Raw genomic sequence first — 15,942 nt, 5'->3', positions numbered from 1 at the left:
CGCCCGCTGCTACAGGGGGAGTCGTTCTCCAGGGCGATCCAACCGCTCCAAGTCCGTCACTGTTTTTGCGTTGTAGTCCTTAGCTGGCAAAGTCCTACAAAGGACTACATCTTATCCTCTCGACTCTGTCGGGAATTCCCTACACTTCTGGTGAAGTGTCCGCGCTGACCCGCCTTGAAAGGCTGCTGCGCTTTCCTCTACCGTAACCACTTGTCTCTACAGTTACGGAAAAGCCATGTCTTTGGCCTGCTCACGCTCCTTGTTTTTCATGGTCTTCATTGCAGGTGCCCTGGCCTTGGGCGTTTCCTATTACCTGGAATATGCGGTCGGCCTCAAGCCTTGCGGGTTGTGCCTGTTGCAGCGGGTTTGCCTGGCGCTGCTCACGGGTGTCTGCCTGACGGCTTCGGTGCAGGGGCCTGGTCGCTTCGGATCATTCCTGTATTGGCTGCTGGGTCTGCTGTGCAGTCTGGCGGGCACTGTCACGGCGTGGCGGCAGGTCGTGTTGCAGAGTGATCCGGTGCATCAGCTATCGGCATGCTCGCCCAATCTGACCGATCTGTTCGCCAGTAGCCCCTGGTTGTGTGTCGTGCAGCGAATGTTCGAGGGAACCGCCGACTGCGCGGAGATTTCCTGGACGCTGTTCGACCTGAGCATTCCGGAATGGAGCCTGCTGTTCTTCGTCGCGATGATGATCCTGGGCGGTTATCAGTTGCTGCGCCTTGTCTGGATCGCATGTCAGCGACCGCTCAGCGGCGAGTCGTCGCACCGGGTACTGGCGGGTGATTAAACACTTGTATGAACTTTATCTCCTGCGTACCTTGAAGCCATAGGCGCGCGGGCATAATCTGGCCCGCACGTGTCACTGGAATTATGTTGCTCGTTGCTGTTCTGCCTGACCAAGACCGGATGTGCCGAGTGTTGGGGGCAGGCGTAGAACGGCATGACCCATTAGGGAAGAGAGATCGCCATGTTAGATAGTTGTCAGAATGCTCAGGAACGCTGGGGTGGGGTTCATAAGCTCATTGACCGCTGGCTACAAGAGCGTGAAGAGTTGGTAAAGGCGTTCCACGACTTACGGAATGCTAAGCCGGCTTTCGCCGACAAGTCCCTGAATGGTCGGTTCTGCGAGGTGCTTGTCGATTACGTTTCTGCCTGGCACTTCGAAGTGAGTGAGCATCTGGTCAATGAGGCCAAGGCCTTTGGCGACGATGGCGGCCTTGAACTGGTGAAGCAGATCAACCCGCGTATCGACGTTAGCACTGAGACCGCTCTGTCGTTCAATGATCATTGCCACAAGGGTGACTGCAACGACACCGGGCGTTTCGCCGAAGCGCTGGAAAAGCTGGGCAGCCAACTGCGTGAACGCTTCGAACTGGAAGATTGCCTGATCGAAGTGTTGCATACCGCCCACAAGGAAGAGAGTTCGGTTCAGGCCTGAACCCTTCCCGGCGGAAACCCCCTTCCAGCAAGAAACCAAAAGCGGTGCGCAATGCGCGCCGTTTTTCGTTTCCGGCATTCAGCTTGTCGCACCACGCAATTCGACTTCGAATACCAGCGGCGTGAACGGTGCGATCAAGTCGCCGGCACCGTCGGCGCCATAGGCCTCGGCCGATGGAATCACCAGGCGCCATTTCGCGCCGACCGGCATATTTTGCAGCGCACTGCGCCATCCGCTGATCACGCTATCAAGACTGAACCACTGCGGCTGGCTGTTCTGATCGAACACCGTGCCGTCAGGCAAGCGTCCGATATACAGCACCTGGACCTTGCCATTCGGACCCGCCTTGGCGCCGGTGCCCGGTGCCAGTTCTGTCAGCAAGATTCCATCCGCCAATTCGCGAACCCCGGGTTTGGCTTTTTCTTCGCTGAGAAATCGCCGCTCCTTTTCGAGGGCGACTTCGCTTTGCGCGACGGCGGGTTGCTCGGCCGCTTGTGCTTCATGCTCGGCCAGGATCTGTTCGATCCGCTCGTCTTTCAGTGCCAGCGGCTTGCCTTGATAGGCTTGCTGCAAACCTTCGAGCAACGCCTGAAGTTGCAGGTCCGGAACCTCCTGGCGCAAGCGTTCGCCAAGGCTCGCCCCCAAGCTGTAAGCGAGATCGTGAGCATCATTCGCAGTGGTTTTTTCGGCGGCCTGGGCCACGGAAAAAAACACGCACAGTGATAAAAAAAGGTAGCGCAACATGGGCACTCTCCGTCCTGAGATGCGCGGGATTATGCCAGTGTGAATGCGCTCGAAGGTGAACTGGTTTTGCCTAAGCGCAGAACATTTTTACTTCGTTGCAACGGAGAGCTTTCGATAGTGTCAACATGCCCTAGCGGCGGTTGCAGCAGAGGTCTAGTATGAGCCGCACTCACGTCAGCCAGGAGGTAAACCATGTCGGCCACCAAGAAGCCAGTAAATACTCCGTTGCACTTACTCCAACAACTCTCGGGCAGCCTGCTCGAGCACTTGGAAAATGCTTGTTCCCAAGCCTTGGCTGATGCTGAAAAACTGCTCGCCAAACTGGAAAAGCAGCGCGGAAAAGCGCAGGAAAAGTTGCACAAATCCCGTACCAAATTGCAGGACGCTGCGGCGGCCGGCAAAGCCAAGGCACAAGCCAAGGCCAAGGATGCGGTGAAAGAACTTGAGGACCTGCTCGACGCCCTGAAGGATCGTCAGTCCGAAACTCGCAGCTACATCCTGCAACTCAAACGCGACGCTCAAGAAAGCCTGAAATTGGCCCAGGGTGTCGGTCGTGTCCAAGAGGCTGTCGGCAAGGCGTTGTCCCTGCGTTCGGCCAAGCCAGCTGCGGCACCTGCGAAGAAAGCCGCTGCCAAACCGGCTGCTGCAAAAGCACCGGCCAAGCCTGCTGCGGCTGCTGTTAAAAAAACCGCCGCCAAGGCACCGGTAAAAGCCGCGGCAAAACCCGCCGCAAAACCTGCGGCGAAAAAACCAGCCGCTGCCAGCGCTGCGAAACCAGCAGCTAGAACGGCGGCTGCCAAACCTGCCGCCAAGCCAGTTGCTGCCAAAACGGCTGCCGCTAAACCTGCTGCAAAAACCACAGCTGCCAAACCCGCCGTGGCGAAAACTGCAGCGGCCAAATCGGCTGCAAAACCTGCTGCAAAACCAGCAGCCAAAGCTGCCGTCGCGAAACCGGCCGCGAAGCCTGTCGCAGCTAAAACCGCTGCAGCCAAGCCTGCTGCAAAACCGGCGGCGAAACCTGCTGCAAAAGCTGCAGCCAAACCCGCCGCTAAACCGGCTGCCAAAACTGCCGCGAAACCTGCCGCCGCTGCCAAACCAGCCACTGCCGCCAAGCCAACTGCCGCGAAACCGGCAGCCAAACCTGCCGCTGCAAAACCGGCAGCCAAACCAGCGGCAAAACCGGCGGTGAAAAAGCCAGTCGTTACTGCGAAACCAGCTGCCGCACCTGTTGCCAAGCCAGCAACCCCGGCGCCGGCTGCATCGGCTTCGCCTGCGCCTGCGGCAACCACCTCGACAGCTTCGCCTGCGCCAACGCCAGCCGCACCGTCGAGCACCAGCACCACCCCAACCAGCGCTTCCTAAGTGCCGGTTACCGCGACGCGCAGCTGATGCAGCGCGTCGCGGTCCAGGTTGGCGGCGCCCGCCGCCATACCTTCCAGCCAGGCCGTTAGATCGGTCGCCTCATACTGCGGCCAACTCTGTGCCAAACGCTCCAGTCGCAGCAACAAATGCCTTTCGGCTTCCATCTCCAGTGTCTTCACTTGTTCGCGTAAATCATCCAGTCCGGCATCTTCGCCAGCGGCGGCTTTCCATTGCTGGCGCAAGGCGCGCAACGGTTGCACGACATCCGTGTCCCAAGGCCCGGCTACATCGCGCAGCAGCTGCAAGCGTTGTTCGTCGCAGGTAACGCCGCGTTCTTCCAGCCATAACCCGCACAGCAGCAGGCACACGTTCGCTCCCGTCGACTGCAATTGCAGGCAGGCGCCTTCAACGCCGGGTCGGGAGTAGGTGTCGAGGGAAAAGCTCCACAGGTCAGAGGACATAGTGCTACTCGCGCCAGTTGCGAGCGAAGCTGGTAGACTCCGCCGCCATTATGATTCGACTTCAGAACCTGACTTTACAGCGTGGCCCGCAACGTCTGCTAGAAGACGCCGAGCTGACCCTGCACGCCGGCCACAAAGCCGGCCTTATCGGTGCCAACGGCGCCGGCAAATCGAGCCTGTTCGCCTTGCTTCGGGGTGAACTGCACCCGGACTCGGGTGACTGCTTCCTGCCGGCCGACTGGCGCATCGCCCACATGCGCCAGGAGGTCGACACCCTCGAACGCCTGGCGGTCGACTACGTGCTCGATGGCGACCTTCGCCTGCGCCAGGTGCAACGCGACCTGGCGGCGGCCGAAGCAGCCCATGACGGTGCCGCTCAGGCCCGCCTGCACTCGGAACTCGACAGCGCCGACGGGTACACCGCCGATGCCCGGGCTCGCAAGCTGCTGGCAGGCCTTGGGTTCACCAACGAGCAAATGGACCGGCAGGTAGGAGATTTCTCCGGTGGCTGGCGGATGCGTCTGAATCTGGCGCAGGCTTTGATGTGCCCCTCGGACCTGTTGCTGCTCGACGAACCGACCAACCACTTGGACCTCGACGCCATCATCTGGCTCGAAGAGTGGCTCAAAAGCTATCCAGGCACTCTGTTGCTGATTTCCCACGACCGCGACTTCCTCGATGCCGTGGTCGATCACGTGGCCCACGTCGATCAACGCAAGATCACCCTGTATCGCGGTGGTTATACAGCGTTTGAACGGGCCCGTGCCGAGCGTCTGGCCCAGCAACAGCAGGCTTACGAGAAGCAGCAGGCGCAACGTGCGCACATGGAAAGCTACATCGCCCGCTTCAAGGCCCAGGCCACCAAGGCCCGTCAGGCCCAGAGCCGGATCAAGGCGCTGGAGCGGATGGAAGAGTTGTCAGCCGCCCACGTCGATTCACCCTTCGACTTCGTCTTCCGCGAGTCGCAGAAAATTTCCAGCCCGCTGATCGACCTGTCGGATGCGCGCCTGGGTTATGGCGACAAAACCGTGTTGGAGAAGGTCAAGCTGCAACTGACCCCCGGGGCACGGATCGGTTTGCTCGGGCCCAACGGTGCCGGTAAATCGACCCTGATCAAAAACCTCTCCGGTGAACTCGAACCGTTGGCGGGCCGACTGACCCGGGGCGAGAACACCGTGGTCGGCTACTTCGCCCAGCATCAACTGGACTCCCTCGATTCCAAGGCCAGCCCGTTGCTGCATTTGCAGCGCCTGGCGCCGACCGAGCGTGAGCAGACCCTGCGCGACTTCCTTGGCGGTTTCGATTTCCGGGGTGCGCGCATCGATGAGCCGGTGCTGAACTTCTCCGGTGGCGAAAAAGCGCGACTGGCCCTGGCACTGATCGCCTGGGGCCGGCCGAACCTGTTGCTGCTCGACGAACCGACCAACCACCTCGACCTGGAAATGCGCCTGGCGCTGACCATGGCCTTGCAGGAATTCAGTGGCGCGGTTCTGGTGGTTTCCCACGATCGTCATTTGCTCAAAAGCACCACCGACAATTTCTACCTGGTGGCAGACGGCAAGGTCGAGGAGTTCGACGGCGACCTGGAAGACTACACCCGTTGGCTGGTCGATTATCGTCAGCGTAATGCGCCGGTCAGCAATACACCGGTCAACCCGGACAAGACCGACAAGAAGGCCCAGCGCCAGGCCGCCGCCGCGTTGCGTCAGCAACTGGCACCGCACAAGCGCGAGGCCGACAAGCTCGAAGCCGAGTTGGGCAAGCTGCACGAGAAGCTGGCGAAGATCGACGCCAGCCTGGGCGACAGTGATATTTACGAGCCGGCGCGCAAGAACGAATTGCGCGATCTGCTGGCCGAACAGGCCAGGCTGAAGGTGCGTGAAGCCGAACTGGAAGAGGCCTGGATGGAAGCGCTCGAACTGCTCGAAAGCATGCAGGCGGAGCTGGAGGCATTGTCCTGATGGATGCCTTCAAGCTGCCGTTGCCGGCGGTGTGGGTCGAGCCGCTCTGGCTGGTGGTGCAAATCCTGCTGATCCTGCTGGCCGGTTATGTCGCCCAGCGCGTTGTCGCCAAATGCCTGACTCGCCTGGGCGAGCGCTACCCGTTCCCGCCGCAGTTTTTGATGCCGCTGCGCGGTGGTTTGCGCTGGCTGATCATGGGCAGCGCGTTGATCTTCGTGCTGGAACGCCTTGGGGTGTCGGCCACAGTGCTCTGGACCGCGTTGTCCGGTTTCGTGGCGGTGGCCGCCGTGGCGTTTTTCGCCATGTGGAGCGTGCTCTCCAATCTGTTGTGCGCGATCCTGATTTTCACCGTCGGCCCATTCCGTATCGGGGATGTGGTCGAGTTGGTGGACACCACCGACAAGCCCGGCGTCAAAGGCCGGGTGGTGGCGATCAATCTGCTCTACACCACGTTGATCGAAGCCCAAGAGCTCGGTACCGGCAGCGCCATGGTGCAAGTGCCCAACAGCCTGTTCTTCCAGCGCTCGGTTCGACGCTGGCGTGGTACCGATGTATTCCCTTCGAACGGGTTCGAAAAGTAAGTCTTCTGTTGCCTGACACACCGCTTTCGCGGGCAAGCCCGCTCCCACAGGCTTTTTGGGGCGGATTGCAGGTTTGTGATCAGCCCGAATCCCTGTGGGAGCGGGCTTGCTCGCGATGGTGGTCCGTCAGACGATGGGACCTTCAGCCATCAATGCTGGTCGGCAGCTACTCTGTCCGGCAAAAAAATCGGTAGTCATCGGCCCAAAGCCGCATTAGCTTAGACATCTGTCACGAGTCTGAGTCGAGGTGTGCGATGCTGCTTCAAACATGGCTGGCGTTTTTTGCCGCTTGCTGGGTGATCAGTCTTTCCCCCGGTGCCGGTGCCATTGCGTCGATGTCCAGCGGTCTGCGTTACGGCTTCTGGCGCGGTTACTGGAACGCCTTGGGTCTGCAGCTGGGCCTGGCGCTGCAGATTGCGATCGTCGCCGCCGGTGTCGGTGCGATCCTCACGGCCTCCGCCACTGCCTTTTATGCGATCAAATGGTTCGGCGTGGCCTATCTGGTCTACCTCGCGGTCAAGCAATGGCGCGCGCTGCCCAATGAGATGAACGACGACGCTGCCATTCGGCAGATCGGCAAGCCGATGGCGCTGATGTTCCGCGGTTTTCTGGTGAACGTCAGCAACCCCAAGGCCTTGGTGTTCATGCTGGCGGTACTACCGCAATTCATCGATCCCAACGCGCCGCTGGTGGCTCAATACCTGATCCTCGGCGTGACCATGATCTGTGTCGACCTGATCGTCATGGCCGGCTACACCGGGCTGGCGGCCAAGGTTCTGCGTTTGTTGCGCACGCCCAAGCAGCAGAAACGCATGAACCGTACTTTTGCCGGGCTATTCATCGGCGCGGCGGCGTTCATGGCGACCCTGCGCAAAGCGGCGATGTAAAACCGTCAGGCACAAAAAAGGCGACCTATCGAGGTCAATGCCAGTCAGTTAAGCGCAATCCATGTGGGAGCGGGCTTGCTCGCGAAGACGGCGACACAGTCAACATTGATGTTGCCTGACACATCGCTTTCGCGAGCAAGCCCGCTCCCACAGGTTTCGCGCCTTAACTGACAGGCATTAACCTATCGAGGTCGCCTTTTTTCATTTATGGCGAGGGGCAAGCCCCCTCGCCATAGAATGACTAGCCTTGGATCAGTGCAGAATCACCGGCGGCGTATCCCGCGGCAGGTTATTGTGCAGCGGCGCCTGGCCTGGCGGCTCGTAACCGCCACCACCGAGCTGTTGGCTCAGTTGCGAAGCCACGTCTTCACCCAGCGCCTTGGACACGTCACGCACCACCCGCGGGCGGTTCAGGGAAACCCGGATGTCCCGGCCATTCACCAATTTGGTGTCCTGACCTTCGCCCATCGCCGTGAAGGCCGAGGTGATCTCGAAGGTCTTGGTGTTGATCAGGCTGAAGTCCGCCACCAGCGTCAACGCCAGCACCGCCGAATAGCTGTCGGTATTGGCCAGCTCGTTCATGTCGCGGGTGAAGTCGATGTCTGACACGGTGCCGAACAGCACGTAGTCGGCACCCTTGAAGCTACCGGCCTTGATGCGCTTGATCACGTCATACACGTCACCTTTGGACGATGCCGTATAGGGCGTGCCCTGCACCAGCTGGAACATGCCGGTGCGCAGAATCTCGCCCTTGATGTCACCGGTGAATTTGCGCAGCTCACCTTGCTCGATGTAGCTGCTGGTGGCTTCGTACTCTTCGTAACTGGATGAACCACTGGCGCCGTAATAGCTCTGGCTATGGTTACTCTGTGCCGAAACAGTGTGGACGTATTGCTCCACGCGCTCCTGGTACGCCAGATCCGCTACTGCAACTTTCGGGGCCGCTTGCACGCTGAACGCGCAAGCCAGGGCCATCATGCCAATCCATGTGCGCATCGATTAACGCTCCGTGGTTTTGCGGATCTCTTTTTCGTCCATCCATTCGGCCAGACCGCTTTCAACGTCGATCAACTGCAGGCTGAATTTGTAGAAGACGTCCTTGTAGTCGCTGCTGCGCTTGACGATCGAACTGATCGAGCCTTCAAGACGGTATTGGGCAGCGATCATGTTGCCCGTCTTGGCCACGGTGCTTTTCTTGTACAGGCCGCTCTGGTTTTGCAGCTTGAGCTGGTCGACCTGGCTCTGCATCGCGGTGTTGTCGCTGGCGAAGCGGGCGACGCCGGTCTTCATCAGCTGAGTCTTGATGCTGGTGGTGATTTCGCGGGTATCGATGTACTCGCTGGTCTTGTTCTTCACGTCGTAGACCTGAACCACCGGACGGCCTTGCAGGATGCCGGACTGGGCCAGGGAGCGGGTCATGGATTCGGCGATCATCTGCAGGTCGGTGGAGCCGAACTCGTTGGTCACGGTTTCAACCGCTTTGGTGTCGCCGTAGCTGATGTTTTTGCTGCCCAGCGTCGGCGAAGTGTTGGCGCAACCGCTGGCCAGGAGGGCGATGACGGCGATGAACGAAAAGCGTGCAAACATGGGAATGCTCTCTAGAACTGAACGAATAGGGTGTCGGGCTTAAGGCGTTTTGATTTCGAGACGGAAATCCACGGCTTTGGCGGTTGGCGCAATGGCCTGAATGAAACTGGTCTGCTCGCCGTACATCATCTGGCTTTTCCAGGTTTCTTCTTCGGCAACCGGGAAGCCTTCAGGGCCGAGCCAGGCAAAGCGGTAGTAGAAGGTCTTGTTGTTGTAGCTGGTGTTGCTCAGCTGTGCATTGACCGTCATGAAGCCATTTTCCCGCGCCACGCGCATAGCGCCGACCACGATGTTCTTGAGCTTGCCCATGGCCACGACCTTGCTGGCAGCGCTGCCGGGCTCTGGTGGCGGCGGGGTGGCGCAGCCGGCCAGCAAGGCCAGGGCGACGACAGTGATGAGTTTGAAGCGCATGCAAAGACTCCGTTCTTAAGGTTGTTTGAGGCTGGCCATGGTGGTCGGGTTGGTGCTCGGGATCACATGAGCGGCCAGGCCGCTGGCGAACACCTGATTGCCCACGGCGCGCAGGCTGATGACCTGATAGCGCTGATCCACAGTGACCTTGACCACCGAACCGCCCACGGCGCTCGGCAGGGAGACTTGGTGCTCGCCTTTCTTCAAGCGCAGACGCACCACTTGAGTGGTGTCCGGCAGGGTTCGCCACGTACGGGTATCGGCACCTTCGAGCACGGCTGAAGAGATACCGACCGCAAGACCGGCCAGCGGGTTGGTTTCGTTGATCTTCTTCTGCGCCACGCCTTTGGTCACGGCACGGACGGTGGTGCGCAGGATGATGCCCGGCATGTCATCACGCAGCGCGCGGCGGGACATGGCGGTGGTGCTGTTGAGTTGCGTCAGGTTCACCTGCTGACCGTCCACGCCGATCTGGGCGAAGGGGGCGGTGGAGGTGTCTGGCTTGATGATCGGGAACGACAGCGGCGTGATCACCACGTTGTTGCTGATCGGCAATGGCAGCGGAATGCGGATCGAATCGCGGGACGGCGCCAGACCGCTTTGCACGACGATCAGGATGTCGCTGTCTTGGTCCTTGGCGGGCTTGTCGAGATTCACCAGCGCCTGTTCCAGCAGCGGCGTGTTCGGCCGCAGCTCGGCGGCTTTGCGATAGCCCGGCGCAGCCAGGTCTTTCTCGCCCAGGGCTTCGTAGACGAAACCGGCCAGGTAATGGCTGAACGCGCTCTGGTAGCTGTTTTTCAGGCTGACCACTTCTGGCGCGTCGAGGCTGGCCACCGGATACCCCTGAAGGTCCTTGTACTGGGTTTTGACGCCTTCTTTCTCGGCTTGCTCTTCGCTCTTGAGGTATTCCTTGTCACGTAAATCGGCGATCACCGCTTCACGCTCGTGAGTCTTCTTGATCGCGGTGCGCGCGCCGTCGAAGTCGTTCACTGCCAGCAGGTTGAGGGCCATCTGCGTGGTCAGCATGACTTTTTCGTAATCGTAGCCTTCGTAGCGACGGACCTTGTCGTTGACCAGGAAGCTGCCGAACTGGGCCAGGTATTTTTCGGTATCGAGCTTGACCGCGTCTTCCCACTTGCCCACCACCTGATCGGCGCTGGTCCAGGCATTCTGGCTGCCGGACAAGTCGCCCTTGGCGCGCAGCAGTTCACCCTTCTCGAAGTAATAGAGCAGGTCTTTGTCGGTGCCGGTGTTGTTCTTTTCCAGCAGGGTCAAGGCGGCGTCGACGTTGCCGGCCGCCAATTGCTGGTTGGTTTGCGCCAGTTCGGAATCGTAGTTGCGAAAAGCCGAACAGCCGGAGAGTAAGGTGACAGCGCTGAGCGCGATCGAGGTAAGGGCGCGGGAGGCCATAGGGGGTACTTCTTCCCTGAGTGTAAGCAGCCGCGTGCTGGTCGGGCTGTTGGGACCCATCGGCAGGGAGACTGGCGTCCTGCCAATTCCTCATAAAAAGAGGAGCTTAAATGCCATATCGCAATAACGACGGCGCGGCATTATAAACAGGGATGCTGGCTATGTAATGGCTTTTTAATTACATGTTTTCACAATGTGCCATTACTTATTTCTGGCCTGATACCACACTGCTTTCAGGCGCAACGTCAGGTTCAAAAGCCACTCCGTTGCTGTAAATCCGCTCTCCCAGCGCTCGCAGGGTTATGACCTGATGGTTCTGCTCGATGCGGACTTTCAGGGGCGCGGCGCCCGGCGCGTTGGGCAGGCTGATCAGGTGCTCGCCTTTTTTCAGGCGTAGGCGCGCCACCAGGGTGATGTTGGGCAAGGTACGCCAGGTTCGGGTGTCCGCGTGCTCAAAGCCATCGTGCTGTGTCACGTACGAGGCTTTGCTCGGGTCGCGTCGGTTGTCCGTAGCCTGAACAGAAGCGGCCAGGTAGGCACGATATACGGTGCGCTGAATGATGCCCGGCATATCGTCGCGTAACGTGCGTAAAGACATGTCGGTGATGCTGTTAACAAGGATCAGTTGCTGCTTGCCACCGTCGATCGTCATCTGTGTGAACGCCGGGGTCGACGTGTCGGGAACCATCACCGGAAACGACACGTTGGCGACGATCACCTGATTGTCCTCCAGGCGCACCGGGTAGGGGACACGAACCGAACTGCGCGCTGGCGCCAGGCCACTTTGCACGATGATCAGCACATCACTTTCATTGGCCTTGGCGGCCGGTTTGTCGAGTTCGCGCAACGCCTGCTCGAAGAAGGGCAGGTCGGGTCGCAACTCGATGGCCTGGCGATAACCCGGGGCGGCAAGATCACGCTCACCCAGCGCTTCATACGTAAACCCGGCCAGGTAGTGACTGAATGCACTCTGATAGCCGTTTTTCAGCGCGATCACGGTGGGCGCATCGAGGGTCATCACGGGGTAGCCCTGGAGATCCTTGTAGTGCACGCGAACGCCCTGGGCCTTGGCTTCTTCTTCAAGTCGCTCGTATTCCTTTTCCCGCTGACGGGCAATCAGGGCTTCACGTTCGTGGGTTTTCTTGATGTCGGCGCGAGCACCGTCGAAGTCATTCACGGCCAACTGGTTCAGGGCCATTTGCGTGGTCAGCATGACTTTTTCGTAGTCGTAGCCATCGTAGCGCCGCAGTTTGTCGTTGATGATGCTGCCCCAATGATCGCCCATCGCGGACAAGAGCTGTGTGCCGGCAGACTCTACGGTGTCCTGGCGCTGGATCACCATTTGCTCTGCACTGCGCCAGGTAGCCTGGCTTTGCGGCAGCGCACCACCGGCACTCAGGACTGCACCTTTTTCGAGGTAGTAGAGCAGGTCCCGTTCTTCTGACGGATTGTGCAGCTCCAGCAGTTGGAGAGCGCCCTGCGGATTTCCCGCTTTCAACTGGGCGGTCGTTTGCTCCAGTTCCAGGTCGTAGTTGCGGTAAGCGGCGCAACCAGTCAGTTGCAGGGCAAGGCTTAACAGCAACGAGAAAAACAGGCGTGAATGCATGGACGTTGATTCTTCCCTGATCGGATACCGCGAGTAGATGGCAATTTGCCGCCAAATGTACACGCCGTTACGCAGGAAATACCAACAAAGCTTGAGTGAAACTGATTGGAAGTGAACAATGTGTTACTTCGTATTTCCATTTGAGAATTATTCATGACTGCATCTTCTCGTTTTCTGGCGTGGCTCGTGCTGCCGATGATCGCGCTTTGCAGCTTCAATGCGCTGGCCGAAACCGCAGACGGTGCGCCCAAGGCCTTGCATTTGCTCGATTACATTGGCGCCGATTACCCGGCGACGGTCGAGGCGGGCAAAGTCATCGATGAGTCCGAGTACCGCGAACAGCAGGAATTCCTGACGGTACTGCAAGGCTTGATCGCCGATTTCCCGGCCAAACCCGAGCGCGCCGAACTGGAGCAGGGTGTCAGCAACCTGCGCACCGCGATTGCCGCTCGCAAGGACGGCGCGGACGTTGCTCGCCAGGCGCGGCAACTGGGGGCGAAACTGGCGGTGACCTATGAGGTCAGCCAAGCCCCGGTCATTACCCCGGACCCGACTCGCGGCGCGCCGCTGTATGCCCAGCAATGCTCGGTATGCCACGGTGATGCGGGCGCCGGTGACGGCCCGGCGGGTGTCGGCATGACACCGCCGCCGGCCAATCTGCGCGATACCGTGCGACTGGACCGTCTGAGCCTCTATGGGATCTACAACACGCTGGGCATGGGTGTCGAAGGCACCGATATGCCGGCCTTTGCCGATCAACTGGATGATCGCCAACGTTGGGATCTGGCGACCTATATCGCCAGCTTCAGCGCCGATCCGGCAGCGGCCAAATCCGGGAAAACCTACAACATCGCCGACCTGGCGCGTCAGACGCCGGCTGAAGTACAGGCCGCCGAAGGCCCACAAGCAGCCGCAACTTTCCGGGCGCAACGAGCGCAGCCGCCGCAGGTCAAGCGCGGCCCGGGGCAATTGCTTGATTACACGGCGGCCACGCTGGACAAGAGCATCGCCGCCTATCGGGCCGGCGATCACGATCAGGCTTACGACCTGTCGGTGGCGGCGTATCTGGAAGGTTTCGAACTGGTCGAAAGCTCCCTGGACAACGTCGACGCCAACGTACGCAAAGACACTGAAAAATCCCTGATGGCTTACCGCCAGTCGTTGCAGGACGGCTTGCCGGTGGCCCAGGCCGAGCAGCGCCTGGAGGCGGCCAAGGCCAAGTTGAAGCAGTCTGCCGGTTTGCTCGGTAGCGATGGCTTGAGCTGGTCGCTGAGCTACATTTCCGGCCTGTTGATTCTGTTGCGAGAAGGTCTGGAAGCGATTCTGGTGCTTGCGGCGATCCTCGCGTTCCTGCGCAACACCGGCCAGCAATCGGCGGTGCGTAGCGTCAACGCCGGTTGGGGCCTGGCGCTGCTGGCCGGGCTGGCGACCTGGGCATTGGCGGCGTATGTGATTGATGTCAGCGGGGCTCAGCGTGAACTGCTGGAAGGCGCGACGGCGTTGTTTGCCAGTGTCATGGTGCTCTGGCTCGGTGTGTGGATGCACGACCGTCGCCACGCAGCAGCCTGGCAGGACTACATCAAGAGCAGCCTGGTGAGCGGCGGCGGGCGTTTCGGCTTTGCGATCCTGGCGTTCTTCTCGGTGTACCGCGAACTGTTCGAAGTGATCCTGTTTTACGAAACCCTGTGGTTGCAGGCCGGCCCGGCAGGGCATAACGCCGTACTGGCGGGCGGTGCGACAGCGCTGGTGTTGCTGGTCGGACTGGCGTGGGTGATTCTGCGCGGCTCGGCGAAACTGCCGCTGGCGCTATTCTTCGGTATCAATGCCGGGTTGCTGTGTGCGTTGTCGGTAGTGTTTGCCGGTCATGGCGTGAAGGCGTTGCAGGAAGCCGGGATCTTCGGCACGCGGCCGGTGCGGTTCTTTGACTTCGATTGGCTGGGAATTCACGCTGATGCCTATTCGCTGGGTGCTCAGGCCGTGGCGATCATTGCGATCATCGTGTTGTACTGCCGCAGCCGTATGGCCGAGAAGCGGCGGGTATCGGTTTCCTGAAGCATTCGCTGTGCTCATAATCGCGGGCAAGCCCGCTCCCACAGGTTCAGCGCTAACCTTGTGGGAGCGGGCTTGCCCGCGATGCTTTTCAATAGAGGAAACCCAATGCGCGTGTGGATCGATGCCGACGCCTGCCCTCGGGCAGCCAAGGATCTGGTAGTGAAGTTCGCCCTCAAGCGCCAGTTCGAAGTGGTGCTGGTGGCCGGTCAGCCGCAGATCAAGCCGGGCCTTGCCCTGGTGAAGCTGATCGTGGTGCCCAGCGGCCCGGATGCCGCCGACGATTACCTGGTGGAACACGCGGTGCCGGGGGAGTTGGTGATTTGCAGCGATGTGCCGCTGGCGGATCGGCTGGTGAAGAACGGCGTTGCGGCGCTGGACCCGCGGGGCAAGGAGTTCGATGCGCAGAACATGGGCGATCGATTGGCGGTGCGTAACCTGTTCACCGACCTGCGCGAGCAGGGTCAGATGAGCGGCGGACCGGCGCCGTTCGGCGAGCGCGAGAAACAGGCGTTCGCCAATGCGCTGGACCGGATACTGACCCGGTTATCACGCAAGTCTTAAGCCATGCGTTGAACTCTGTGGGAGCGGGCTTGCTCGCGAAAGCGGTGTGTCAGCCAACACCAATGTTGAAGGTCAGCCCGTCTTCGCGAGCAAGCCCGCTCCCACATTGAACGGTGTTACTCGTCGTTTTCGTGGGTCAGTTCCAGTACGCGGTCGACCAGTTTGTTGATGCCGGAAGCGGCCTCGCTGATCGATTGCGCCAGCATGTAGGCCGGGGTGGTTACCAACTTGCGCGCCTTGTCTTCGATGATGTCGGTCACTGCGCATTCGGCATGGGTGGCGCCCATCTTGTTCATTGCGGCGGCGGTATCGGCATCGTTGCCGATGGTGCAGGTCACGCCCGGGCCGTAGATCTTGGCCGCCAGGGCCGGCGAGATGCAGATCAGCCCCACCGGCTTGCCGGCCTCGGCGAACGCTTCGGTCAACGCCAGGACGTCAGGTTGAACGCTGCATCCGGCGCCTTCGATGGCAAAGTTCGACAGGTTCTTGGCCGAACCGAATCCGCCAGGAACGATCAGCGCATCGAAGTCCTCGACGCTGGCTTCACGGATATCCTTGATGTTGCCCCGGGCGATCCGCGCCGATTCCACCAGCACGTTGCGCGATTCGGGCATTTCTTCGCCCGTCAGGTGGTTGATCACATGCAATTGCGCGATGTTGGGTGCGAAACACTGCACCTGGGCTCCGCGCTGGTCCAGCCGCAGCAGGGTGATCACGCTTTCGTGGATCTCGGCGCCGTCGTACACGCCACAGCCGGAAAGGATCACTGCAATTTTTTTGCTCATGGGTTTTTCTCCAGATTCATGGCGTTAAATGTCCACTAATTTGTCACTCGTTGCCATAGGGTTGATTCGTGGTTACACCTAATCTCTGCTGAACGA

General features: G+C 60.1%; 16 protein-coding genes. 8 read left to right on the top strand and 8 right to left on the bottom strand.

Going from position 1 to position 15,942, the window contains the following annotated elements; genetic code table 11:
* Positions 1 to 235: 235 nt before the first annotated feature.
* Both PSH64_RS29080 and rsd read left to right on the top strand, forming a co-directional pair.
* Complete coding sequence (locus tag PSH64_RS29080) at positions 236 to 787, top strand: disulfide bond formation protein B (RefSeq protein ID WP_105340680.1); 552 nt, start codon at positions 236 to 238, stop codon at positions 785 to 787.
* Positions 788 to 967: 180 nt separating this feature from the next.
* Positions 968 to 1,438: a sigma D regulator gene (rsd, locus tag PSH64_RS29075; protein ID WP_105340681.1), complete on the top strand. Its 471-nt coding sequence runs from the start codon at positions 968 to 970 to the stop codon at positions 1,436 to 1,438.
* Positions 1,439 to 1,516: 78 nt separating this feature from the next.
* Here the strand turns inward: rsd and PSH64_RS29070 are convergent, their stop codons facing one another.
* On the bottom strand, positions 1,517 to 2,182 hold the full coding sequence (locus tag PSH64_RS29070; RefSeq protein WP_305479360.1) for an FKBP-type peptidyl-prolyl cis-trans isomerase: 666 nt from the start codon (positions 2,180 to 2,182) through the stop codon (positions 1,517 to 1,519).
* Between the two features lie 192 nt (positions 2,183 to 2,374).
* Between PSH64_RS29070 and PSH64_RS29065 the strand changes: the two genes are divergently transcribed.
* Entirely contained in the window at positions 2,375 to 3,544 is a 1,170-nt protein-coding gene (locus PSH64_RS29065) for an AlgP family protein (protein ID WP_305479359.1), read from the top strand.
* On the opposite strand, the gene PSH64_RS29060 is transcribed toward PSH64_RS29065, so the two are convergent.
* The gene (locus PSH64_RS29060) at positions 3,541 to 4,005 is read right to left on the bottom strand and encodes a TIGR02444 family protein (protein WP_305479358.1); all 465 of its coding nucleotides are present in this window, start codon (positions 4,003 to 4,005) and stop codon (positions 3,541 to 3,543) included. The two genes, PSH64_RS29065 and PSH64_RS29060, sit on opposite strands and share 4 nt — an antisense overlap.
* A gap of 50 nt (positions 4,006 to 4,055) precedes the next feature.
* Here PSH64_RS29060 and PSH64_RS29055 point away from each other — a divergent pair, with 50 nt between their 5' ends.
* From PSH64_RS29055 to PSH64_RS29045, 3 genes are all read left to right on the top strand, one after another.
* Positions 4,056 to 5,966, top strand: coding sequence for an ATP-binding cassette domain-containing protein (locus PSH64_RS29055; protein ID WP_105340685.1), 1,911 nt, complete (start codon positions 4,056 to 4,058; stop codon positions 5,964 to 5,966).
* Entirely contained in the window at positions 5,966 to 6,547 is a 582-nt protein-coding gene (locus PSH64_RS29050) for a mechanosensitive ion channel family protein (protein ID WP_305479357.1), read from the top strand. The genes PSH64_RS29055 and PSH64_RS29050 overlap by 1 nt, the downstream gene beginning before the upstream one ends.
* A 254-nt stretch (positions 6,548 to 6,801) precedes the next feature.
* A complete protein-coding gene (locus tag PSH64_RS29045) occupies positions 6,802 to 7,434 on the top strand; it encodes a LysE family transporter (RefSeq protein ID WP_105340687.1) in 633 nt (210 codons plus the stop codon).
* 252 nt (positions 7,435 to 7,686) lie between these two features.
* Here the strand turns inward: PSH64_RS29045 and PSH64_RS29040 are convergent, their stop codons facing one another.
* The 5 genes from PSH64_RS29040 to PSH64_RS29020 form a co-directional block, all read right to left on the bottom strand.
* The gene (locus tag PSH64_RS29040; RefSeq protein ID WP_305479356.1) at positions 7,687 to 8,430 is read right to left on the bottom strand and encodes a penicillin-binding protein activator LpoB; all 744 of its coding nucleotides are present in this window, start codon (positions 8,428 to 8,430) and stop codon (positions 7,687 to 7,689) included.
* Between the two features lie 3 nt (positions 8,431 to 8,433).
* Entirely contained in the window at positions 8,434 to 9,021 is a 588-nt protein-coding gene (lpoB, locus tag PSH64_RS29035; protein ID WP_105340689.1) for a penicillin-binding protein activator LpoB, read from the bottom strand.
* 39 nt (positions 9,022 to 9,060) lie between these two features.
* Positions 9,061 to 9,432, bottom strand: a complete 372-nt coding sequence (locus PSH64_RS29030; RefSeq protein WP_018927555.1) for a YcfL family protein — start codon at positions 9,430 to 9,432, stop codon at positions 9,061 to 9,063.
* A 15-nt stretch (positions 9,433 to 9,447) separates the two neighbouring features.
* The gene (locus PSH64_RS29025) at positions 9,448 to 10,842 is read right to left on the bottom strand and encodes a COG3014 family protein (protein ID WP_105340690.1); all 1,395 of its coding nucleotides are present in this window, start codon (positions 10,840 to 10,842) and stop codon (positions 9,448 to 9,450) included.
* A gap of 205 nt (positions 10,843 to 11,047) precedes the next feature.
* The gene (locus PSH64_RS29020) at positions 11,048 to 12,448 is read right to left on the bottom strand and encodes a COG3014 family protein (RefSeq protein ID WP_305479355.1); all 1,401 of its coding nucleotides are present in this window, start codon (positions 12,446 to 12,448) and stop codon (positions 11,048 to 11,050) included.
* Between the two features lie 153 nt (positions 12,449 to 12,601).
* Between PSH64_RS29020 and PSH64_RS29015 the strand changes: the two genes are divergently transcribed.
* The gene (locus PSH64_RS29015) at positions 12,602 to 14,500 is read left to right on the top strand and encodes an FTR1 family protein (RefSeq protein WP_305479354.1); all 1,899 of its coding nucleotides are present in this window, start codon (positions 12,602 to 12,604) and stop codon (positions 14,498 to 14,500) included.
* 105 nt (positions 14,501 to 14,605) lie between these two features.
* Positions 14,606 to 15,061, top strand: a complete 456-nt coding sequence (locus PSH64_RS29010) for a YaiI/YqxD family protein (protein ID WP_105340693.1) — start codon at positions 14,606 to 14,608, stop codon at positions 15,059 to 15,061.
* Positions 15,062 to 15,177: 116 nt separating this feature from the next.
* Here the strand turns inward: PSH64_RS29010 and elbB are convergent, their stop codons facing one another.
* Positions 15,178 to 15,846 (bottom strand): isoprenoid biosynthesis glyoxalase ElbB, encoded by a 669-nt coding sequence (gene elbB / locus PSH64_RS29005; RefSeq protein WP_105340694.1) that lies wholly within the window; start codon positions 15,844 to 15,846, stop codon positions 15,178 to 15,180.
* Positions 15,847 to 15,942: the final 96 nt, after the last annotated feature.

It is taken from the genome of Pseudomonas sp. FP1742 (assembly GCF_030687145.1).
Classification (GTDB): domain Bacteria; phylum Pseudomonadota; class Gammaproteobacteria; order Pseudomonadales; family Pseudomonadaceae; genus Aquipseudomonas; species Aquipseudomonas frederiksbergensis_D.
This window is presented reverse-complemented; position numbering and strand designations above follow the sequence as displayed.